The organism is Roseovarius sp. 217 (assembly GCF_000152845.1).
In the GTDB taxonomy this organism is placed as follows: Bacteria; Pseudomonadota; Alphaproteobacteria; order Rhodobacterales; family Rhodobacteraceae; genus Roseovarius.
The window spans coordinates 654,623-676,429 of the sequence record NZ_CH902584.1; the positions used below are offsets into that span (position 1 = coordinate 654,623).

At 55.6% G+C, this 21,807-nt stretch carries 22 protein-coding genes and 3 pseudogenes; 11 read left to right on the forward strand and 14 right to left on the reverse strand.

Annotation, left to right across the window (positions count from 1 at the left end; translation table 11 throughout):
* The first annotated feature begins 351 nt into the window (after positions 1–351).
* From ROS217_RS03035 to ROS217_RS03055, 5 genes are read left to right on the forward strand one after another with little or no spacing between them, the layout of a single operon-like run.
* Positions 352–1,209: an ExeA family protein gene (locus ROS217_RS03035; RefSeq protein ID WP_157046530.1), complete on the forward strand. Its 858-nt coding sequence runs from the start codon at positions 352–354 to the stop codon at positions 1,207–1,209.
* Entirely contained in the window at positions 1,206–2,225 is a 1,020-nt protein-coding gene (locus tag ROS217_RS03040; protein WP_009816186.1) for a GumC family protein, read from the forward strand. The genes ROS217_RS03035 and ROS217_RS03040 overlap by 4 nt, the downstream gene beginning before the upstream one ends.
* A 56-nt stretch (positions 2,226–2,281) precedes the next feature.
* Positions 2,282–2,755: a hypothetical protein gene (locus ROS217_RS03045; RefSeq protein WP_009816187.1), complete on the forward strand. Its 474-nt coding sequence runs from the start codon at positions 2,282–2,284 to the stop codon at positions 2,753–2,755.
* A gap of 30 nt (positions 2,756–2,785) precedes the next feature.
* Entirely contained in the window at positions 2,786–3,598 is an 813-nt protein-coding gene (locus ROS217_RS03050; protein ID WP_009816188.1) for a CpsD/CapB family tyrosine-protein kinase, read from the forward strand.
* A complete protein-coding gene (locus ROS217_RS03055) occupies positions 3,598–4,485 on the forward strand; it encodes a glycosyltransferase family 2 protein (RefSeq protein WP_009816189.1) in 888 nt (295 codons plus the stop codon). Before ROS217_RS03050 ends, ROS217_RS03055 begins: the two co-directional genes overlap by 1 nt.
* A 58-nt stretch (positions 4,486–4,543) precedes the next feature.
* Here ROS217_RS03055 and ROS217_RS03060 read toward each other — a convergent pair whose 3' ends face one another.
* The 5 genes and pseudogenes from ROS217_RS03060 to ROS217_RS03080 form a co-directional block, all read right to left on the reverse strand.
* Positions 4,544–5,221: a VPLPA-CTERM sorting domain-containing protein gene (locus ROS217_RS03060; RefSeq protein ID WP_040650325.1), complete on the reverse strand. Its 678-nt coding sequence runs from the start codon at positions 5,219–5,221 to the stop codon at positions 4,544–4,546.
* 304 nt (positions 5,222–5,525) lie between these two features.
* On the reverse strand, positions 5,526–6,164 hold the full coding sequence (locus ROS217_RS03065) for a VPLPA-CTERM sorting domain-containing protein (protein WP_009816191.1): 639 nt from the start codon (positions 6,162–6,164) through the stop codon (positions 5,526–5,528).
* Positions 6,165–6,497: 333 nt separating this feature from the next.
* Complete coding sequence (locus tag ROS217_RS03070; RefSeq protein ID WP_198134860.1) at positions 6,498–8,192, reverse strand: hypothetical protein; 1,695 nt, start codon at positions 8,190–8,192, stop codon at positions 6,498–6,500.
* Between the two features lie 25 nt (positions 8,193–8,217).
* Positions 8,218–8,394, reverse strand: a pseudogene (locus ROS217_RS23360) (IS3 family transposase); the annotation flags it as partial.
* A gap of 19 nt (positions 8,395–8,413) precedes the next feature.
* Positions 8,414–8,836 carry a recombinase family protein gene (locus ROS217_RS03080; protein ID WP_009816194.1) on the reverse strand — a complete coding sequence of 141 codons (423 nt, stop codon included), beginning with the start codon at positions 8,834–8,836 and terminating at the stop codon, positions 8,414–8,416.
* A 414-nt stretch (positions 8,837–9,250) separates the two neighbouring features.
* On the opposite strand from ROS217_RS03080, the gene ROS217_RS03085 reads away from it, so the two are divergent.
* Together ROS217_RS03085 and ROS217_RS03090 are read left to right on the forward strand one after the other, a co-directional pair.
* A complete protein-coding gene (locus tag ROS217_RS03085; RefSeq protein ID WP_009816195.1) occupies positions 9,251–9,469 on the forward strand; it encodes a hypothetical protein in 219 nt (72 codons plus the stop codon).
* Between the two features lie 298 nt (positions 9,470–9,767).
* A complete protein-coding gene (locus ROS217_RS03090; RefSeq protein ID WP_009816196.1) occupies positions 9,768–10,415 on the forward strand; it encodes a VPLPA-CTERM sorting domain-containing protein in 648 nt (215 codons plus the stop codon).
* Here the strand turns inward: ROS217_RS03090 and ROS217_RS23990 are convergent.
* Together ROS217_RS23990 and ROS217_RS23100 are read right to left on the reverse strand one after the other, a co-directional pair.
* Positions 10,412–10,552, reverse strand: a complete 141-nt coding sequence (locus tag ROS217_RS23990) for a hypothetical protein (RefSeq protein WP_009816197.1) — start codon at positions 10,550–10,552, stop codon at positions 10,412–10,414. The two genes, ROS217_RS03090 and ROS217_RS23990, sit on opposite strands and share 4 nt — an antisense overlap.
* Positions 10,553–10,744: 192 nt before the next feature.
* Positions 10,745–11,272: a transposase gene (locus ROS217_RS23100; protein WP_254656367.1), complete on the reverse strand. Its 528-nt coding sequence runs from the start codon at positions 11,270–11,272 to the stop codon at positions 10,745–10,747.
* Between ROS217_RS23100 and ROS217_RS24285 the strand changes: the two are divergent.
* Together ROS217_RS24285 and ROS217_RS03105 are read left to right on the forward strand one after the other, a co-directional pair.
* Positions 11,252–11,422, forward strand: a pseudogene (locus ROS217_RS24285) (integrase core domain-containing protein); the annotation flags it as partial. The gene ROS217_RS23100 and the pseudogene ROS217_RS24285 overlap by 21 nt on opposite strands.
* Positions 11,423–11,474: 52 nt before the next feature.
* Positions 11,475–12,110 (forward strand): hypothetical protein, encoded by a 636-nt coding sequence (locus tag ROS217_RS03105; RefSeq protein ID WP_009816200.1) that lies wholly within the window; start codon positions 11,475–11,477, stop codon positions 12,108–12,110.
* A 595-nt stretch (positions 12,111–12,705) separates the two neighbouring features.
* Here ROS217_RS03105 and ROS217_RS03110 read toward each other — a convergent pair.
* A complete protein-coding gene (locus ROS217_RS03110; RefSeq protein WP_009816201.1) occupies positions 12,706–12,966 on the reverse strand; it encodes a hypothetical protein in 261 nt (86 codons plus the stop codon).
* 710 nt (positions 12,967–13,676) lie between these two features.
* Between ROS217_RS03110 and ROS217_RS03120 the strand changes: the two genes are divergently transcribed.
* On the forward strand, positions 13,677–15,995 hold the full coding sequence (locus ROS217_RS03120; protein WP_009816203.1) for a right-handed parallel beta-helix repeat-containing protein: 2,319 nt from the start codon (positions 13,677–13,679) through the stop codon (positions 15,993–15,995).
* A gap of 55 nt (positions 15,996–16,050) precedes the next feature.
* On the opposite strand, the gene ROS217_RS25100 is transcribed toward ROS217_RS03120, so the two are convergent.
* On the reverse strand, positions 16,051–16,191 hold the full coding sequence (locus ROS217_RS25100) for a hypothetical protein (protein ID WP_009816204.1): 141 nt from the start codon (positions 16,189–16,191) through the stop codon (positions 16,051–16,053).
* Here ROS217_RS25100 and ROS217_RS24000 point away from each other — a divergent pair.
* Positions 16,138–16,428 (forward strand): annotated as a pseudogene (locus ROS217_RS24000) (IS3 family transposase); the annotation flags it as partial. The gene ROS217_RS25100 and the pseudogene ROS217_RS24000 overlap by 54 nt on opposite strands.
* Here the strand turns inward: ROS217_RS24000 and ROS217_RS03130 are convergent.
* The 5 genes from ROS217_RS03130 to ROS217_RS03150 all read right to left on the reverse strand — a co-directional run bounded on the left by ROS217_RS03130 (position 16,415) and on the right by ROS217_RS03150 (position 21,381).
* Positions 16,415–17,356 (reverse strand): AraC family transcriptional regulator, encoded by a 942-nt coding sequence (locus ROS217_RS03130; protein ID WP_009816206.1) that lies wholly within the window; start codon positions 17,354–17,356, stop codon positions 16,415–16,417. The pseudogene ROS217_RS24000 and the gene ROS217_RS03130 sit on opposite strands and share 14 nt — an antisense overlap.
* Positions 17,357–17,464: 108 nt before the next feature.
* Entirely contained in the window at positions 17,465–18,517 is a 1,053-nt protein-coding gene (locus ROS217_RS03135) for an efflux RND transporter periplasmic adaptor subunit (RefSeq protein ID WP_254656368.1), read from the reverse strand.
* An 89-nt stretch (positions 18,518–18,606) separates the two neighbouring features.
* Complete coding sequence (locus tag ROS217_RS03140) at positions 18,607–18,993, reverse strand: response regulator transcription factor (protein ID WP_009816208.1); 387 nt, start codon at positions 18,991–18,993, stop codon at positions 18,607–18,609.
* Between the two features lie 146 nt (positions 18,994–19,139).
* Positions 19,140–19,781, reverse strand: a complete 642-nt coding sequence (locus ROS217_RS03145; RefSeq protein WP_198134861.1) for a response regulator transcription factor — start codon at positions 19,779–19,781, stop codon at positions 19,140–19,142.
* Entirely contained in the window at positions 19,729–21,381 is a 1,653-nt protein-coding gene (locus tag ROS217_RS03150) for an ATP-binding protein (protein ID WP_198134862.1), read from the reverse strand. Before ROS217_RS03150 ends, ROS217_RS03145 begins: the two co-directional genes overlap by 53 nt.
* Between the last annotated feature and the right edge of the window lie 426 nt (positions 21,382–21,807).

The following is a 21,807-nucleotide window of genomic DNA, read 5'->3' on the forward strand; positions in this document are numbered from 1 at the left end:
TATATGAAGCTCTTGAATTTCAGCCCTTTCCTCGTGGTGCCCGACAAGCAAAATAAAACGTGCTTTTAAAGACTGTCTCCACATTCGAAACAAACATGGCAAAGAGTAAAAATCGTTCTCAAATAAGCTTACCCGATTCGCACTCAAAATGGTGCTGAAAAGTTCGGTCTGCCCAGATCATCCCTCAATTTTCTTACTCCTGCCATCAAAGCGTGGGATTTGTTTGTTGAATGATTGACATAGACAGGGCAGATGTCAGAGCCTCATGCTCTAATATGGTGGGGTGCCGAACATAGACCTGAGGGTCGAACTGTGGGTGCCAAGATGCAGAGTCTGTTTTGAAAGATGCATATGAGACCGGAGCCCCTTTACGCAGATTTTTTCGGCCTGTCGGAGCGTCCGTTTACGCTGCTGCCCGATCCGGCCTTTCTCTATTGGTCCAAGGCGCATCGTAACGCTTATACGGTCCTGGATTACGGAATTTTCTCGCGGGCGCCGATCACTGTGGTGACCGGTGAAATTGGCTCTGGCAAGACGACATTGGTTCAGCATCTGCTCAAGCAGACTGACGCCTCCATCACCATCGGCCTCATTTCCAACGCCCAAGGCGGGCGCGGAGAGCTCTTGCAATGGGTTCTCAACGCGCTGTCTGTCGAGGTTCCGAATGACGCCAGCTATGTTCAGAAGTTCCAGAAACTGCAGGATTTTCTGATCTCAGAGTATGCAGCGGAACGACGCGTAATCCTCATATTCGACGAGGCCCAGAACCTGTCGATGGAAGGCTTGGAAGAGCTGCGTATGCTCACGAATATCAACGCCAATAAGGATGAACTCATTCAACTCATTCTGATTGGGCAGCCAGAGTTGCGCGATGTGATCCGCAGCCCCAAGATGAAACAGCTGGCACAACGAGTGGCGGCCAGTTTTCATATCCCGGCGATGGATCAAGACACGGTGGCGCAGTACATCCAGCACCGGTTGCGAATCGTAGGCGGACAAGGTGATGAATTTACCATTGCTGCCTGTAAGATGGTCCATGATCAGACCGACGGAGTACCACGGCTTGTCAATCAGCTGTGTGACATCGCAATGGTTTATGCATGGAGTAAGGAGCAGAGAACAGTGACCGAAGACATCCTTCGGAGCGTGCTTGATGACGGCTTGTTCTTTGCAGCCTCCCTTGCATCAGAAGAGAGTGAAAAAACATGAACGAACTGAAGTACTACTCTTCGATTTTCCTCCGGCGTCTGCATTATTTCCTGATCGTCTCAGTGATCATTTCGGCCGTGTCTGTCATTGCGGCTTTCACTTTGCCGCCAGCCTATGAATCACAAACTCGCCTGCTGCTGGAAGGGCCTCAAATTCCCTCGGAGCTGGCCGCTTCTACGGTTATGGTGGGCCTGTCCGAACAACTCGAAATAATCGAGCAGCGGTTGATGACCCGGGCCAACATGCTCGATGTCGCCCGCAGTCAGACTGTTTTTGAAGATGCGCAGCAGATGTCTGCGGATGCCATCGTTGAAGCGATGCGGGCGCGCACGACCATTCAGGCGGCCAGGGGTCGCAATCCAACGCCAATCATGAATATCAGCTTTGAGGCCCGCAGCCCACAAATTGCCGCCGGTGTCCTCAACGAATATCTGACCCTGATCGAACGGCAGAATGCCGAATTCCGCACCTCGCGGGCAGGGAACACGCTGGAATTCTTCCAACAAGAGGTCCAACGACTGGGTCAGGATCTCGACGCGCAGAGCGCGCGTATTCTCGAATTCAAGACCAGAAATTCCAGCGCTTTGCCCGAAAGCGTCGAATACCGCTTGAATCAACAAGCCACGCTGCAAGAGCAGGTTCGCCAGATCGACCGGGATATCAAGTCGCTCGCAAATCAAGGCGAGCGGCTGGTGCAGATATTCGAGGCGACCGGACAGTTAGAGGGTAATAATGGCGCAGGCCTGTCACCCGATGAGCAGCGATTGCAAGAAATGCGTACCCAACTTGACGAAACGCTATCCGTATATGCACCGGAAAACCCTCGGGTGAAAATGCTGGAGGCCCGGATCGAACAACTTGAAGAGCGGATCGCCTCCCGAACTGTAACAGAGGAGCCGGAGTCCAGCACGTCCGCTCCAAGTCGTGGATCCATCACGCTGGATTTGCAGTTAAGTGAACTAGAAACGCGTATCTCCATACTGCAGAGCAACGCGAAGACAGCATCGCAAGGCTAGAAGATCTGAATGAGACGCTGGCCAAGACACCAGCCAACACTGTCACGCTCGAAGAGTTGGATCGGGCCTATGCCAATATTGAAGCACAATATAACACGGCCGTCGATCGCCTGGCCCAAGCCAGCACCGGCGAGCGGATCGAGTCGTTGTCACGCGGTCAACGGATTTCGATCATAGAACCGCCCGCAGTGTCCAACCGGCCGACTAAACCGAACCGGGTACTCATTGCGGGGGGCGGCACTGGCTTTGGCATTCTGGCAGGGATAGGCCTTATCGTACTGATTGAGGTGCTCAACCGTACGGCCCGGCGACCAGAGGATATAGTCAACCGCATCGGGATAAGCCCTCTGGCCACCATCCCCTACATGCGCAGCCGCTCCGAGATCGTTTGGAAGCGTCTGATCAAGATCACCCTCTATCTGGTGATCCTCGTGGGTATTCCCGTAGCGGTCTATGCCGTGCACCTTTATTACCTGCCGCTCGACCTTTTGGCCGACCGCGTCATGAACAAGATCGGCGTCCGCTGGTGACCGGTCATAACGATATCAGGAGCGCTTGAGATGGAACGCATTCAGGAAGCCCTGGCCAAGGCCCGCGCACAGCGCCAGCAGGGCAGCGCCACACGCACGGAACATGCTTCCCCACCCAAAGCCAACCAATCGGTCGAAGAAGCTTGGGCGGCCCTCGCACCCTTCAAGCTCAATCGTGCCCTGCTCAAGAGTCGTCGGGTGGTTGCCGCTGAAGCGGGGCGCGATGCAGCCCCCTATGATCTCTTGCGGACCAAGATCATCCATCAGGCCCAGAGCAATGGTTGGCGCCGGATAGCGATCGTTTCACCCGATATGGGAGCTGGAAAAACGACCACTGTGTCCAATCTGGCTTTCAGCTTCGAGCGCCAGCGCGATATGCGTGTACTCTGCATCGATCTCGATTTGCGCCGCCCGTCGCTTCACAAAGCTCTGGGACAAAAGAGCGATCATTCCATGAGCGATGTGCTGAATGGTCATGTACGATTTGCCGAACATGGGCTGCGCCTGGGGGAACGGGTGGCATTTGGCTTCAATAATGGCCCGGCAGCCAATCCTTCTGAACTTCTGCTGAGCCAGGCAGCGCGCGATGCTCTGGAAGGGATAGAACAGGACTATGCCCCCAGTCTGACGCTTTTCGACATTTCGCCACTCAATGCCAGCGATGACAACATCGCCTTTCTCCAGAATGTCGATTGCGCAATCATCATAGCCGCTGCGGAGTCCACCTCAATCAAGCGGATTGATCAGGCCGAACGGCAAGTGGCAGAATTGACCAATGTGATGGGGATCGTTCTGAACAAATGCCGCTATATCAGCGACACTGAAGGATATGATTACTATTGATGGGAGACTCCGGGATACAAGAAGCGATCCCCGAGATCGCGATCATTATCCCACATTACAATGATGTGGTGCGTCTGGAGCGTTGCCTGTTTGCCTTGATAGAAAATGACCTCTCAGATTGCGAGGTCCTGGTGGTGGATAATGGCTCTCCCCAGCCATTGACGGAAACACAGGCGAAATTCCCCAGCATCCGCTTTGTCATCGAAACTGAGAAAGGCGCTGCTGCGGCCCGTAACAGAGGCGTGCAAGAGACCCGCGCGCCGCGCCTGATGTTTATTGACGCTGACTGTCTGCCGGCCTCCAACTGGGTGACGGTTGGGCGCAAGGTCTCGGACCGAGCCGATCTGATCGGCGGGCGGGTCGAGGTGTTTGACGAAACCCCACCACCGCGCAGTGGGGCCGAAGCCTTCGAAGCCGTCTTCGCCTTCGATTTTCGCCATTACATCGAGGTGCAGGGATTTTCCGGGACCGGCAACCTGATTACCCGGCGGGACGTGTTCGAGGATGTGGGCCCTTTTCGTGGTGGGGTATCTGAGGACCGCGACTGGTCCTTCCGCGCCACAGCCAAGGGATATCGGCTAATCTACGAGGACGCGTTGCGCGTGGGACACCCCTCACGACAGGACTGGCCCGCACTGCGCGGCAAATGGCGGCGCATCATGCAGGAGATGTTCGGACAAACCGGAGGCAGCTTGAACGCCCGTATAAAATGGGCGTTCAAGGGATTGGCCATGCCGCTCAGCATTCTGGTGCATTTGCCCAAGGTACTGACCAGCCCAAAGCTTTCAGGATCGGGTGATCGGCTGCGCGCAGCGGGCACTCTTGTTCGCCTACGACTCCTGCGCATGATCTGGATGCTGCGTCAGGCCATAGGGCTCGAGATCTGAGCCGCAAAAAGAAAAGGGCCGCATTATGCGACCCTTTCCAATAGGATATGCGGTTCTTTTACGCAGCCTTGCGACGACGGCGCAGAGCAGTCACACCACCGAGTGCAGTCAGCAGAAGCAAACCACCTGCTGGCAACGGTACGGCCGAAATCAGGAACTCTGCGCTCCCATTGTTTGGATTGTTCCCTTCCGAGAACATCAGAACAAATGATGTCGAACCAGAAAATGGCCCAAACACTGATGCGGGCACAACAAAAGTTGTACCTACGTTGCCTGCTCCGGTCACCAGAACGCAATCAGTCGACCCAAAGTTCGCAAGCACGTCAGCACCGCACGGCGTCTCTCCAACCGGTGTTTGCGGAATCATTGCGGTCAGACCAGCAGGACCATCAGCGAAGGAGCCGCGGAACAGTTGGAAACCGCTACGGGCGCCAGTCCCTCCAACGAGATCAGATTCCGGAGCATAATCTTGGAAGGTGAGTTTAAAAGATGTGCTTGCCGTGAACTCCGAATACGCCAGATAGGCGGGAGAAGTATCAAGCCATCCAAAGTCGATATTGGCAGTACCATTGGCCAGATTGTTCTGGCTCACAAAACCAGTGCCAGTAATGGCTGTGCCGGTGTTGCCGCCGTCCCCACCAACAAAGTTTACCGTTAGTGCAGAAGCAGTCGCGGCCGGCATCATAAGACATCCTGCAACTACCGCAGCAGCAACCGTCTTCGAAAAACTCAACATTCTTTCGCTCCTAAATTTGCTACGCAGCTATCAAATTAACTATACTATACTGAGGGACATCCGAAAATCAGAAATTCCAATTTTCACCACATTTCCGCCATATTCCTGGGCGTATCCGACTGGGGATCACAACCCAAAAAGAGAGACCGCTCAAACCATTCTCCAATGCGCGATTTTTGCCGCAATTGTCGCCAATTTGAGAACAGATTAGCAGACCTCTCGGGCGAATCATCTCTCTTGCATGCACGCAAAAAAACGGCCGCATGATTGCGACCGCTCTTCTGCACCAATTGATCCGATCAGATCATGAAGCCCGTTTCCGTCTACGCAGCGCAGCAAGCCCGCCAAGCGCACCAACCAGCAGAAACCCTGCTGCCGGGAGCGGCACGGCACTCACGCTGATCGCATCGACATCAAACCCGCCCGTAGCACCCTGCGTTGACAGGTTGCTGGGATTGCCACCGAACAATGCCAAAGTCAGGTCCGTCAGCCGCACGGTGTCAAAAATCCCGTCAAACGTGAAGACCGGGTTGGCGAAAGTTTCCGTGTTTTTAAAGGGATTTGGCTGTGCGGTGACAAAACTGCTCTCATCACCCTTTATGCCCACCTCAATCCGAACCGCTTCTTTCCAGCTCGGGTCATTGTTGAGCGTGATCTCGATCAAGGAGCCCGGCCCAAAGAAACGCTGACCCGTTGGGGTGCCAAACTGGAATTCCACCACAGCATTGTAGCCCAGTTCGAAGAACGCTCCATCCGCTGCACCAAATGCATTCGAGATTTCATCGCGATTATTTGCGGTGCCACGCGGTCCGTCCACAATGATGTCCGCAGATGTTGCATGTATCGTTGCGGCATCCGCCTTTATCGGCGTCAAAGTCAAAGCCGCCGTGATGGCGAGCACGCCAACGCCAGTCTTGCTCAGAATGTTAATCACCAACCCCATAGCCAATCTCCCACACTAACTTGGTCTTAGTCTCCACATATACCTGAGGCAGACGGCTCTGCATATAGGCGTGTCTGGTTTTCAGCCATATTTCTGACGTATTTTGATTTCTTTGAACGCCAAGGAAACAACCTGAGATTGAATTTCTCGCGAAAAGTTTCCATTTAGCCCTCAGTTCCCACAAACGCTTGGCATTGTCGCCAAATCGCGAACTGTCAACCAGCCTCAGACATTTCTGCACCCCATCACCGCCCCACTGCGAACATCGTTGAATACAGCCCTGATTCCTCCTTATCCGGAAGGACCCGCCTCAAACGGACCTGCCCAATCCGTCTATTCCCCCGCATCCCCCGGCCCAGTCCGCATGACAATGTGGGGGGCTGCATCCGACGGGCGCTCAATCATATGGCGTATCGACATGGCACCAGCCTCTGTGATCTTCTGCCCCACGGCATCAAAACGCATGGTTTCCCCTGACGCCGCCCGGTCCCAGCCCTGCAGCGCCCCGGCAGCATCATAGCGGTACTCGTCGCGCCAGTCCGCTTGTGGAAAGAGAACAGGGTCGGCATAGCCGCCTTGCGGCACGCGGCGATCAAGACTCTCGATTCGCATATCCCCATCCGGGCCAAGATCATAACGGCGCGTCTCATGCTGTGGCAACAGGATCGAAATCAGGCCGGGCGCGCTGTCCTGCGCGCCGATTCGTGCAAAGACACCAACATCCACCCGGTTTGAGAGGATATCAGGGCGCCCCGGCACCGGGCGCGGCAATTGCCAATCCACAGTGATACGCGCACGCAAGCCGCGCGTATCCAGCGGCTCAATCCGGGTTCGGGCCGGGTTGCCGCGCAGCACCCGCCAGACAAAGTCCAGTGCGCGCCCGTTCGAATCGCGCGTTGCCTCAACCGAGACGACCATGCTGCGCCGATAGGCATGGCTGCGCCAGAGGCGGGCAATGGCCGTTGGCGTATCAAACAGCCGCTCACTCAACCCTTCACCGAAGTAATTGACGCCCTCGACAGCATCATCTTCGGACAGAACGGCAAGCCGCACCATTGGCGGCACCGTCTCGGGCGTCAAGGCATTGGCCAGTTGCACCATGCGCATCAGATTGATCTGATCTTTGGGGATCACCGAGGGATGCGCCAGCCCCGTCAGATAAGCCGCCCGGCTGCGCACCGACGTGAGACTACGACGAAAGACCATCTGCACCGTCGGGGCCAGAAGCTGATTTTGGTGCAGAAACGCCTTGGTCTCGGGTTGAAACGCCGCGAAGATCATGGCAAGCGCCTCAAGATGCGGCTGGTCAGAGCCGGATGAGCCCTGCGAAATCAGGAAATAAGGCGTATTGGCCGGGATCAGGTCGCCATGGTCCGGGTCATGATCTCGGTGCTCTGGGTAGACATGCATCTGCCCCGCCAGATAATTCTGGTATAGGAACAACGGGCCGTTGTCGTGGGTGAGCGCCATCCGCGGCAAGGACCGCCAGAGCGGCCCATGCTTGAGCGCAGTGGAGGAATTCCCAATGAGCGGAACCGCAAACGTTACTGGCCCAGCCAGCCCGTAATCGAACCCTAGTTTGCGTGCCTCATCATCATAGGCCACATGCGTCAACTGTGGATGCGCCTCAGCCGGCAATCGCGAATGGCCACGATCACGGTTTTCATAAAGATCACCGTGATTGCCAGCTGCCCTTCCCTCAAAGTCCAACTGCCAGAGTAGACGATGGCCCGCGTCACGTCCGGCGGCCCCGAGCACCGGGGCGCTGGTCTCAGGCAAGCTTACCCGCGCCAGAAGCCGCCCTCCGGGTCCAAAGCGCAAGAGCTCCGACAACCGCACGAGCACCCTGCCATCTTTTGCCAGTACCGGATCGACGCCGGGCAGTCCTTTGATCTGAGACAACGCGGCCCCGGGCATAAGCCCCAGCCCAGCCAGACATCGAAGCAGTTTGCGGCGAGAGAAGTTAAAGGGCATGACAGTAGCAATATCCAGCAGCAGAAATTGCGACCCGAAGGCTGCTGTAAACATCCTGACCGGAAATCCTGTCATCACGCAAGCTCTCGGCAATGCCCGCGCGTCGACAAAGTACAGAGATGCTTTCCTCTCCGTGCGATCCCGCCAAAACAATGCGGATCTTCTCTTCCGCTGAATAGGTCTGGTGGGTCTTGCGGCGGATGTTCTTGACCAGCTTGTCTGCGGCGCCCTTCGAGATTTCAGCTTTCTTCATCATCTCGATCTCCTAATCGATATCATGAACGAGAAATCCTCCGTTGCTCAAATCCTCTAATCCGCTCCAAACGTGCTGACGTCAGACACTCAGAAAAGATGGCCAGAATGTTGAAGACCATTTTACCCACTGGGTCCGTCGGGTGGTAGATGGACATCCCCAACGCGAGCTTGACGTCTTTTTTCTCCAACTGATCTGCGATAGCGCGCGCATCGGGGACGGACCGGGCAAGGCGATGCAATGTTGGCACGACCAGCACGACACCTTCCCGCACGGCAGCCAGTGCCTGGTCGAGACCGGGGCGGGCGCGGTTGGTGCCCGTCAGCCCGTGGTCTGTATAGATGAGATCGTCTGATACGCCCAAAGTGCATAGGGCCTGCCGTTGTGCGGTCAGGTCCTGTTTGTCGGTCGAGCAGCGGGCATAGCCAATTTCGGTCGCCGTCATGGCTTGAGCGTAGGATTAAGGGGCGGCATGTGCGAAGCAAATCCTGCCATCTACATGAGATATGATGGTCTGACCCCCCGGCATGGGTGCCTACGCGCTTGAGGCCGACCGGCGCACCTAGGGGGCGGCTACGGGATGCCCGCGCCTGCGCTGCCCGGACAAGGGTTTTTGGGGCTGGGTACGCGAACAGACTTGAGAGGAGAGGCGCAGAGTCAGATCCACCTCTTGGTGGTTGTGTTGCGCATTGGACTCAAAATGATGAAAATTGCGCAGGATCAGCGAAATAGTAACGATTTGGTAACACAAATTTGACTCAATCGTGCTTAGCTTTGGCCTCAAAGCTGTATTATCTTTACAGAGGCGAGTTAAGAAAATAGGATCAACTATAGGTTGTAAACTCAGGAAGGGCATCGCATGATCATCGGACTGATATTTGCCGGAAGCATTGTCGGGGCCATGTTTGGTCTGACAACTTTGATCCTAGGGCACTCGGTCTGGATGGCGCTCCTGATGTATTCCGCCGTGGGTGCGCTGAGCGTGCTGGTAGGGGCTGCGGTCGTGGCCTTGCGTGCAGCGTCTGACGACCAGACAAACACCTCATCTCATGCCCTTGCTCCACCGCAGCGCGGATGACAAGCCTCCCTAGCCTGTAAGATCGAATCATCTACACGGCTTCGTTCCAGCATTCATTCTTGAAACGGGAACGATTGTTTCCCCTAACGCAACAGATTCAGCGCAGGCGTGTGTCCTGTGCAGAGAGTCTGCCCGAATTTCACCTCAGGGTTGTGCGACGCTCGATTGCTTTGACTCAAGAGGGAATTAGGGCGATAGTGTGGCGGAACTGAATTGTTTTCTAGGGCTTTCGAGTGCCCTACCAGACCAATGCAGTTGGGAGGCAATATTGCTTGTCATTTTAAGCGAGGTAATGTGAATGTCTGGATCAAAAATCATAACAACCTTGGTTGCTGTGGCTTCGCTTCTATTAGCCAGCGAAGCTATGGCAGCGACGGTGAAATTTCAGAGTGATGGCCCGAGTCCGCCGGGCGTGAACGACTGTAGCGGGGATTTTGGAACGTCTCCAAACTGCGTATACGTAAGCGAGGATAACTACTATTTCGACGGACCCGGTGCGGATGACGCTGGCGTGGCCACAAGCTACACAACCAATAATTACGGGACGCTTAACCAGATTGCAAAGGTTGATAGCCCGTTTGCGACAACCCCTACTGTGTCAGCAGGATCTATTCTGGGGGCTGGCGTATTCACCTTCGAGGTGGATGGTGGGAACCTGAAATGGACTTATAATCCGAATGGGTCCTTGGCAGCCGTGTTCGCGTTCTCTGTAAAAGGTGGAAACAAGTATAATCTTTGGGAACTTGACATAGCTCCTACCGCTGGCGGTCTACAGCAAATGGTTTCGGGGTGGTTCGCTCCGCAGGGGAATGACGTAGATGATATCTCTCACGTCACGTTCTTTGGAAAAGAGCTAGCTGCGGTACCGCTTCCCGCTGGTGGTATCCTTTTGATCACAGCGCTCGGAGGCCTTGGGTTCACCGCGCGGCGCCGTCGTAAATCCTAAAACGACGGCAAATCCATGAGTGTGTACACAACAGCCCCTTCGGGGGCTGTTTCTGTTTTGAAGCGTTCCATCAGCGTTTGCGCCGCAGACCAGCGCCGACGGAGACCGCCATCGGCGATGATCTCAATCTCAGACATAAGCACATGCTTAAGGCTGTCCTTAAGCCTTCTCGGTCAGGTCAAGGTGTCCGGTCGAATTGGGGGCCAGTTCATCAGGTGATAACGCATTCGGTTGGCGTCGCACGGGCAAGGACGAGGCGTGCGACCAGTCGCAGGGCTTCAGCTGTCGTGAGGCATACAGACGTCACGTAGAGCGCGGCTCGGACAAAGTCATGCGGCATTTTCGTGAAGCACCCGACTCGTTTTGTTCGGTTTCCCGAAGGCGCTGTCGCTTTGAGCGGCGGTTGAGCCGGAAAGGAAAGCGACGACGGCCATCGCCAGACCCGTTTGCCGGTGCCGGCCATGCCCGGAGCGGGCCTCGCAATGATTGAGGCCGGACTTGTCCTTTGCCCGCAGGAAGCATTTATCGATTGTCCAACGCAAACCGACAGCTGCCGCGAGTTCATCAAGCGAGGTCTCTGCTGGCGCGAAGGCGGAGTAGTAGGCAATGCCCCCCGGATCGTGGCGGCTCCTGCGCGCCAGCATCCAGCGGTCCGATCCATACACGGCGTCAGCCAGAACACAGCGGCAAGGAGTGCCCTCATCGAGACGGCCGGCAAACATCCCTCGCGCCATCGTGGGCTTGGTGGCGAAGCAGATCGCCTCGGAAACATGGGTCTTTGCCCGGCGCGTCTCATCCCCGGCCCAGGCTTTCAGCAAATACAGATGCCGGTCGACACGCGCATGACCAGCCCGCAATCCAACGGCATGTTGGATGCATTCGTGGAAACGCTCTCGCGCGACCGCGTCCGCGTCAACCCGCTGCCCGATGCCAAAACCGTTCTGAGATTGATAGGAGACTGGATCGAGGATTATAACGAAAGCCACCCACACAGCGGCCTTAAATGACGCTCGCCCCGCGAGTTGATCAAGACCGAAACCGAAACCGCTTAGATGTCCGATGAAACAGGGGCTGGATCAGACTCAAACAAGAATAGGCTCTATTATGATAAAACTCCCCGAAGACGTTTCCCAAGCCCCATCGCTTGAGATTGCTGCGGACCGCCTTGGGCAAATCCTCGGCCTTCAGAAACCCGCACCGTTAGATGCCACTCAACGTGCGCTAGACAACCCTCTTTACGCGCGAGCATTGCTGACAGCGCGGAAAATGCCTGCCGTCCTCTGGCAACTATTGGTCGCACCAGAAACGGTAAATATTGCGCCACTGGCCGGGATAGAACGAAAGCCGCCACCAGCCTCCAACCTCCAGATCATGGCCAAGGCGGCGGCGGCAACTCTCAAATGGGGGGCAGAAGGTTTAAAACATGCCGAACCTTGGGTCATAGAGCGCCGTCTTGCGGCCTGCAGCCGCTGCGAGTTCCAGACAGAGGCCCCCGACACATTGATCTATCGCGGGGCAAAAGTGGTGGTTGGAAAAGATGCGAAAATCTGCGAGCAATGCGACTGTCTGACAAATACAAAAGCCGCTCTTGCAATAGAACACTGCCCTGCGAAAGACTTGGCAAATCCTGAACTTTCGCGCTGGCAGGAACCGTGGGTCGATACAGCTAAGCTTTCCAAGTGGCCTTGGCGTTAATGGCGGAGCTACTGCCGTGGAATTTTGGCAAGTGAAGCACTGCTTGCGTTAGGCTGAACGAAACACGAAATTATCCTCGGGCAACATATTACGCCAATCAAATCTCTTCTCGGTCGGCTTGGGATAAGCCGGAGTGCTACGCGGCACTACTGTATTGGCCATCGAGATGTTGTCATCGGATCGTTTGATTAACATATGAAAAAGTGCCGCGCGCGTACCCATAAGATGGTCAGGCACACGTGTCGCCAAAGCACAATTCAACTCTGGTAATATTGAGTTTTTGTCGTACATCCTGGTCGCCCACTTTAGGTCTGCTCTTATTTATACCTAGGAACTTGTCAAAAAAATGGCGCCAGTGATTGCTTCCTCATCATTGCTTGAGACTGTTGAACAGGGAATTGTCGGCCCGGTCTTGCAGTCACTGTCTTGCTGTTCTGACTGCGTGCGTCGTCTTGGAGCCTTCGTGACGTATCTGTCCCATAGCGCTTCTTTCCATGCTTGGGAAAAAATCGCACCAGCACATCCCGGGACCAAACACCCAGGGCTGGGGGCAGAACAAGGTTGATTACCTGGCCTCTAAAGAAGAGGCGTAGACCTAGTGGAAAAATACGAAATGATCCAGGTCCGCAAGTTTGGTAAATTGAGTGTTGAGCGTGTCCAGTTTCGGATGCTTGGTGCTCTGGGCTTCTTCACGTACCGAATGAAAGGTTCCTTTTTCACGTACCGATCGAAAGGTTAAAGCCCCGGCTTCTTCCTCTCTCTGCGGCACTGGGATTGATTTCAATGTGTCCAGAAGGCACCGGATCGAACGCAGTTCATCGCCAGCCTGCCGAAGTTTGGTTTCTAAGTCATCCATTGTCTTCCCAGAAAATTAAAACTCCCTAGTCTGCTTCCTATGCTGGCGGTGCTAAGTCCAGATACTTTGCACGATTGCGCCTTCATCGGCGTGAAACTTCTTATTTTTGCGCCTTATCGTGTGTGGTGCCACCAAGGGCCGCCCCTGGCCTGCCCCCATCGAGTGGTCCGATATGAATGTTCGTGCATGGTCGGCCTTTGGTCTATCGGGACGATGCCTTTGAGACCGCCGCCAGCTGGGTGTCGCGCGGCACTGAGATCTCGAAACGCAAGCAGTACGCGTCTGAGTCCAACGCAAAGGTCTGGCTTGCGATCTGGGTTGCGCCTGTCCCTTGCCTCAAGACGTCGGTTGAAAACCATAAAAGGCGGATTCTTGCCGTAACCGGGATGTCGCCCGGACAAGATCCTCATTTTGGTCCTATTTGTTTGTTTTTATGACAGCTTTCGGCCTCAGAAACGCCCACGTTGAGATTTAGAAACCATCATCATTCTCGAAGTTTGGACGGTTTAAGGACGAAAAATGCGGGAAACTTGCCGACGCAAATCCGACAACTTGATGGCACGAACCTTGCACCGTAATAGTCACTCAAGGCCCACAGGCCACCTCAGAGGCAGATCTTCAACAGTTAGGACAGTGTTTGTCCCGGCCAATCACAACCGAATGGACACGCGTAGCAATTCGCTTTGTTACGCTCGAACAGGAGTATTACCATGGCGATTGAAATCACCGTGTCAAGTCTTTCCAGCCTGGAAAGTGCTCTGGCAGCTGCCAAGGGCGGAGAAATAATAAAACTGTTAGACGGTTACTACGGATCCATCACACTTTCCAAGGACTTCACTTCAAAAGTTACGATTGAGGCCATCAACCCTCACAAAGTGACTTTCAGCGACATTGATGTCCCGGGCGGATCGAACATCCATCTGGATGGGCTGATCATCGAATCTCAACCCCGCATTGATCAGAATGCTCACCATGTAACCATCTCGAACAGCATCCTCAAGAATGCTCTCTACATCCGTGACGCCGATAATATTGTGATTGATAACAATGATATCAGTGGCGGGCAAAACACGCTCATATTGAATGACGTTACGAACTTTACGATCACTGAGAACTATATCCATCACGCCACAGCCGATGTCGTGCGTATTACCGGTGCATCGAAGTACGGTTTGTTCGAGAACAACACCGTGTATGATGTAGCCGCAGCACCGCTCGTTCATCCAGATCTAGTGCAGATGTTCGGTACATCCACTGGCATTCCTACCGATATCACCTTCCGCGGCAATCACCTCTACGACGATCCGACGACAGGCAGCGTCTATGCCCAAGGCTTCTTTTTTGGGGACCCGAATAACGGCGGCTACAAAAACATTCTGATCGAGAATAACCTGATAAATGTTGGTTCTCCAAACTCTATCGCAATTCATGGCGGGCAAGAGAATGTTGTGATCCAAAACAACACCCTTATCCCTTGGCCCGGTGGCGGCGGCGCGATCATTCGGCTTACCGATGCAAGAGGGTGGACTAATGAAGGAACTACTGTCCAAGACAACATAGCAAAATCCATCCTGAACCAAACGAATGTGCCTAATGTGAGTGGTAACTATTTCTATGGTAACGATGCCGATATGAGCAAACTTTTCAGCGGCGATGGAAACCAATGGCAGGATTTCGTGCCAGTCGGCGGTAGTCCAATTGATCTGTCCACAGGTCTGGGTGCCAGCGACAGGCTTACCGACCTGCTGAATGGCACATCAAGTAGCGGCAGCACCCCTCCGACGCCTGAACAACCGGCACCAACCCCCGAGCCGACGCCTGAACAACCGGCACCAACTCCCGAGGACAATACGGGCGGCACGGATCAGGGGCAAATCGACTCCTCTCTGAACGGCGTAGCATATGCGGCGATGGGCGCGCACGAATTCACTAGCGCTTCGGACGTGATTGAGGTCGCACATAACAGCAATCTGGCGTTGGACGCGGCGACGGTCTCGTTCAGTTTCAACGCTGACACCGTGTCAGGCACGCATGGGTTGTTCTCCAAGGACGCCAGCTATTACACTGGCGGCGGCAATCATCTGGTCAGTTACATCGAAAACGGTAATTTGATCGTACGCTTTCAAGATGGCGCAAATGACGACTTCGCCCGGATCGGTGGTATCAAGGCCGATACCGACTATGATCTGCAGGTCTCCTTTGGCGATGGCAATACGTCAGTCTGGCTAAATGGAGCGCAAGTGCACTCCGCCGATTTCTCGACGAGCTGGACCAACAATGTGGAATATCTACAGTTCGGCGCCCGCGGCTGGTCCAGTGAATCCGGTGAGGCTGGGTTCTCGAATGTTTTCGACGGAACGATTTCTGATATCATCGTAGCAGAGGGCAACCTGACCCCTGCGCAGTTCCAGAACCTACTGTCCGACGCATTGGCTGACTCAGGAACTGTGGGGGGCACCCCGACACCGGAATCGCCACCCACCGACATCATTGCCAATGTCGTTTATGAACAGGCTGCAGAACAGACGTTCACTGGCAAAACAGGCAGTATCGTGAATCTCGAGCACGATGCCGCCTATGAGGTGCAGGAAGGCACGATCTCTTTCACCTTCAATGCCGACGACCTGCGCGGCACGCAGGGATTGTTTTCCAAAGATGCCTTCCACTACGCTGGCGGCGGAAACCATTTATCGGTTATGCTTAAGGGAGATTCGCTGTATCTTGTCTTTCAGGATGAAGACAGCGACATGGCCTTTCGAGCCCCCGGCATCACGGCAGGCCAAGACTACGACGTTCAAACATGGTTTGGAGACGGTGAAGTCGGCCTGGCTGTGAATGGCGAACTGATCGGAACCAAGGCGTTTGAGGTCGATCTAAGCCTCAATCATCAGAACTTGCAAGTTGGCGGGCTCGGGTGGACCAGTTCGAACGGCGGCGACACGATCAGCAATGCGTTTGCTGGCACGATTTCAGACCTAGTGATAATTGATCAGGCCGTATCGATCGACCATGGCGATCTGATCGTCTGATACCGGTCAAGTCGTTCCAAAAAGGATAGACCGCCGCGGGCACACCGTTGGCGGTCTAAGTGAAATGCCCCTGGATTTGTAGATGCTTTGCTTGGTGAGTTTGCTCCATAATACCGCCGATTTGATCCGACAGGCCTAGGCCGACAGCGGCAAACTCTATGGCTATCGCAAGCTCGCCGACGATCTGCGCGATCACGGCGAGACCTGTTCAGAGAACCGTGTTGCGCGTTTGGTCTGCCTGGCTGGAACTGCCGCGCAGATTGGCGACAAGCGCCGACCGGGGCGATACGGAGGCAAGCCTGCTGTGCTCGCTGACAACGCGCTGAACCGACAGTTCGAAGTCGCTGCGCCCGGCATGGTTTGGGTGACAGATATCACCTGCGTCAAGACTCACGAGGGCTGGCTCTGCCTGTCCGTTGTCATTGATCTGTTCCAAACGTGCTGACGTCAGAACCTAGCCCGAAGGACCGCACCGGAGCGCGAACGGACCGTCGATACTCGGACGGGCTCATATGCCGCTTTTTGAGAAATACCCGAGCTAGCACTTGGTTGGACGAATATCCGACCTCCAGAGCGATCTCCGTGACGGACAGGTCTGTTTGTTCGAGGAGTTCGCAAGTTTTTTCCATTCTCAGTTGCGTCAGGTAGACCCGTGGCGGCACACCGAGGCTCTGCTTGAACATTCGGGCAAAATGAAAGGGTGAGAGGTGCACCTCGGCAGCCAACTCATCCAGACTGATGTCTTCCGAGAGCCGCATATGCATAAGCTCGATACAACGCCGCTTCGCCCAAGGCGCGAGACCGCCCTTTGTCGGCGCAATTGATGCACCGCCCAATCGGCACAGCCCGGCGAGGATCTCGCAACCCGCAGCGCGCGCCAACAGACGCGACGGAGGGCCTTCTTCTTCACAAATTGACCAAAGGTTCCGTAGCGCTGACTGGATGGCCGGCGTGGTGTACGCTTTGCTGTATATATCCAGGCCGCCGAACGAGAACTTGCCATCAGCGACTTCATCGAGCACGCTTTGCCATTGCGCCAAGGGGAATGCGAAGCTGCGAATGTGATGACTGGTATCGACCCTGGAATAATTGGCAAAGTTCGGTGCAGCGAGAACAAAGCCGCCCCTTTTGGTCGTGACGTCGAAATGCCCACCTCCGAGGTTGGCACTGATATGGCTACCGCCGAACAAATCCTGATGCAGGACGAGATCGGGGACAGCCGGGTCATACATTTTCTTGGCCGGTTGCGTTGCCTCAATCATGTTGAGGATTCCGCCAGAGGATTTCATCACTTGCACATCGGGCGCGCGAGGGCCTTGCTTGTACCATTGGGCAAAAGATGAATAGGCGGGCATCGTCATGTGATATCTCTCATTGCGAAGTTTTCAGCAGCGGATTGTGAGGGGTCGACTGAAACTTTGTGCTGTGGGCTCCCTCGAAAATTCCCGTCCCGCTTCGGGTGTCCAGGCTCATTCGTCCGCCTCCGTGGAGCCCACGGTCGAAAGGACCGTGACCGACATGCCCGGTCTCAGCAGTGCGTCGGGGTTCGGGAAACGTGCCCATACGGTGACGGTGTCGGTCTCCGCATCAACTTCGGCGCTCTCCGCATGTGGAATCGCCTCTCCGGGATAGACCCTACCTCCGGGCAGTTGCAGGCGCACTTTGACGTGTTGCAACAACTGTGCAGCCGTTGCAGCGCTTGTTGCCTCCAGCGCCGCAAGCCGCTCGGAATATGGGGTGCGGTAGGCAACAACCGCCGGGTCGAACGCTACGATCCTGCCAAGCGACGGTCCGGCTTCAGCCTCGAGGAACGCTCCAACTGCGACTGCAGGCGGAGAAATAAGGCCAGAGATCGGAGCCCTGATGATCGCGCGCTCAAGATCAAGGGCGGCCCTTCGCCGCTCAGCCATCGCAAGAGCAACAGCTGCCTTGGCCATTGCCTTTTCAGTGCGCGCAGGACCGAGCGAAGCATCTGCGGCGATTCCGCGGACGTGCAGCGCCTCTTGGCGGGCCGTCCGGCGGGTGGCACCTTCGAGCAGGGCCCTTGCCTCGGCAAGCCGTGCCGCGGCGATCTCGAGCGCAATCTCTGCATCGGTCGGGTCAAGACGGATTAGCGGTTGCCCCGCAGTGACCAAATCGCCACCTTCGAATAGGATCTCGGTAACAACGCCATTTAAACGGCTTGACAGCACGGCATGCTCCGACGCCTCCACCCTCCCCTTGAAGATCATTGGGTCGGCGGCTGCAGGGCCTGTACTCAAGATGGCAAAGACCATTGTGCAAAAATATCTCATAACAGCGTTGCCGCGCGCGTGGCTCAATGGGAACTGATTGGCGCGCGGGCCTTCGTTAACTGCCGCTGCGGTCGGCGTTCGGATCTCCAGCCAAGCGACCGCGATCACTCGCAGCAGCATTCTGAGCAATTGGAGGAGCGCATAGCCATAGCTCGCTTCAAAGGTCGAGCCGGAGAGCACCGATTTGCAGCGACTGAACGGCGGGTTGGAGATGGGGGCGGTCGGCATGGTAGTCTCCATCAGCTATTTGCAACACGGTAAGCTAGGCTTGCGATGTTCATCCTTGGGGCCCCCTCGGGTCAGCGCACAGATATTGATCAATCGAACCTCGAGGGCCCATCGCCGATCGAAGCATGAATGCAAACGAGAAGATCTTCGGGGTTCAGGGGCTTTGTGAGGTAGCATTGAATTCCCAACTTCAGCGCGCGCGCCTGCGCCGTCTCGTTGGCACAGGAGGTAATGAGAATCGTTGGAATCGGAGTGCCTGATGCCACCAGATATTCGTACAACTCGAGCCCGGTCATCCTTGGCATCTGGATGTCTGCAATCAGGCAGGCAGTACGCGACAGCTGTGCGGCTTTCAGGAAATCGGCAGCACTTCCGAACACGGTCGTTACAAACCCAAGCGACCTGACTAGGCCAGAGACCGCCTCACGAGCCGGTTCATCATCGTCGACAATAGAGATCATGAACTTTTTCGACATCGTCGTGGTTTCCGTTAGCTCAGAAAGCGAAGTGTTGAGGCCCTGAAATCTTGTCGGCACCTTGTCACTCGAAGCCGCAATCACTCGCTCCACGAAAGGGTGGACGAAATAGGTGGTCGAAACAATTGTGCGGAAGTGTGGGCCGTCTACGACTTTGTGGTATCGCGCGCCAACCTGTCTGCGAAACGCACCAGGTCCGGCAGGGATTTCGCCTCCATCTTGCGCATGACTTGCGCACGATGAACCTTGATGGTGACCTCACTGAGAGCGAGGTCCGAGGCGATTTGCTTGTTCAACCGACCCGCGCTGACAAGCGCCATGACTTCGCGTTCGCGTGGCGTAAGAGACTCAAAACGTTGCGAAAGCTCGGCCAGCATCGCCGCCTCCGACCTGCGGTCGCGATCCAGCTCGAGCCCCCGATGGACCGCGTCGAGCAGATCCTGATCGCGGAATGGCTTGTTGAGAAACTCTATCGCTCCCGCCTTCATGGCGGCCACGGACATGGGAACATCGCCATGACCCGTAATGAAGACGATGGGTAGGTGGACATCCGAATTGGCCAGTTCGCGCTGAAACTCGAGTCCGCTTCGCCCGGGCAACCGGATGTCGAGAATCAGGCAGCCGGGCGCATCGCGCCGGTCGGCGCGCATGAAATCCTGTGCCGACGCGAACGACCGCACAGAATGGCCCACGGAGCGCAGCAGGCTTTCAATGGATTCGCGCATTGAAGGGTCGTCATCTACGATGAAAACGAGGGACTGGTCCGTACTCATGGTCTCGCTTTCCATGAATTGTGGTGGGCGCTTTGGTGCTCGGTATCGTAAACTGAAAGACGGTGCCATACGGTTTGTTGTCCATCACCCACAGCCGTCCGCCATGGGCCTCGATGACCGATCGGCAGAACATGAGGCCCATGCCCATACCATCTGGTTTCGTGGAATAGAACGGCTCAAAGATCCGCTCCTTGGAGTTCGGATCCATTCCGATCCCTGAATCTTCCACCGAAACCAGGATTCCGTCGGGACCATCAAGCGCGGACCTGATGCGCAGCACACGTTCCCGATCGGTGACGGTCCTCATGGCATCCATTGCGTTCGCAACCAGATTGGTAATCACCTGCTCAAGCTGGATGGGACATCCCGTGACCGGTGGCAATGTCTTGTCGAACTCGGTGTAAATGGAGACACGCACAAGTTTCAACTCGCCGAGGCTGCGCTTCAGGACGTCGTTGATGAGCCGGTTGGCGTCCACGACGACCCTCTCCGGGGTGCCATTTTTGAACATCGCCCTGATGCCTTTGATCACCTCGGCGCCGCGATGACCATCATTGACGATGCGTTCCAGTGCGGCGCGTGCCTCATAAAGATCGGGATCGGACCTGCCGAGCCAACGCAACCCGGCATCGGCGTTGGTCACCATGCTGGCCAATGGCTGGTTTATCTCGTGCGCGATGGATGCCGACAAGGCCGCCATGGCCGTGAGCCGAGCCTCACGCGCGCGACGTTCGGCCGAAACCGAGTGCGCGAGGCGGCTGTAAAGTGTCATTGTCTCCGAAAGGAAAGCCAAAAGCACAATGCTCGCAGAAATCAGGCCGTAAACGCGCCCGGCCCACCAGCCGACGCTGAGGCGACCGGAACTTAGATAGGCGATTAGAATGATCTCGATGAGAAAAGTGCAAAGGACGACCATCAACCACAGATCGAGCACCGAGCGCTGTCTGATCCACAATGTGACGAGACCAGCCACGCACAGACCCGCTGCCGTGGCTGGAACGTACTCCCAAAGCGCGGAGACGTTCTGTGTGTCTCGCATGAAATTTGGCAGGGCGTGATTGTTGGTGAGGATGAGCCAGGTCAGGCTGCAGGCAATCACGACCACGCCACTGACGCTTACAAAGATGATGTTCTTTTCCCAACCCTTCGGGCTTCGCGCGTTCGGGCCGGCCTCTTTCATCAGCGCGTAGGCGAGTACGAAGAGTGGAAAACCGAGGCGACGCAGCGCGGCAATCGCGGCAGTGGTTTGAAGCCCGACATCGGGCAAGTTCAGCAACGCTGGAACGCCGGGAAACGAAACGGCCCAAGGCAGGACCATCACGCCGGAGAAGAGATAGCAGATCGACAAGGCAAGCACGGCAAGCGAACGCTGAACCGAAACAAGCGTGAGCAGCAAGGCGGCGGTCATCAAATCGATGATGAAAACTGCGGTTGCGTAGACCAGAAGCAACGCCTCTGTGTTCTCAAGGCGGAGCTGAGCGAACGGCGCCGTTATGAGCATCGCAGCAAAGAGTATGACCAGAACGACAACGGCAAGTCGCCATTGACCCCGGCTAGCTGGAGACGTGGTAAGCATTAAAAGAGGAACTTCACCCAAGTTTTTTTTCAATCTCACGCGCGTGCCTTGATGGATTAACTGCAACCACTATACGCGAATGTTCCAAACGGCTGGAAAGAAACTTTTTCACCAGCGCACCGCATCGAGAGTGATTACGTCGCGATAAAACGACTTTTTGGGTATCGGCAGAGCTTCCAGTCTTTAAGGTCGGGAACCGTCCGACTTCCAGGCCAAGCATGTGATGGATGTCCTCCAGCGGTTGAAGGAGCAGGGATATAAAGCTGTGGAATGACCCCTTGTTGAATTGATGCGGTGGGGCATCCACCGCATCAATTCACTTCGCTTGCCGACATCGCCGTGGCGCATGGTCAAAAAGACACTGTCGTGCGGCGTTATCTTGCAATTCTGGCACTGAAAGGGACTTCTATGGGCGATCAAACAGCCAATGGACCTCCCGTGCCCAATGATGCGATGCCCAAACTT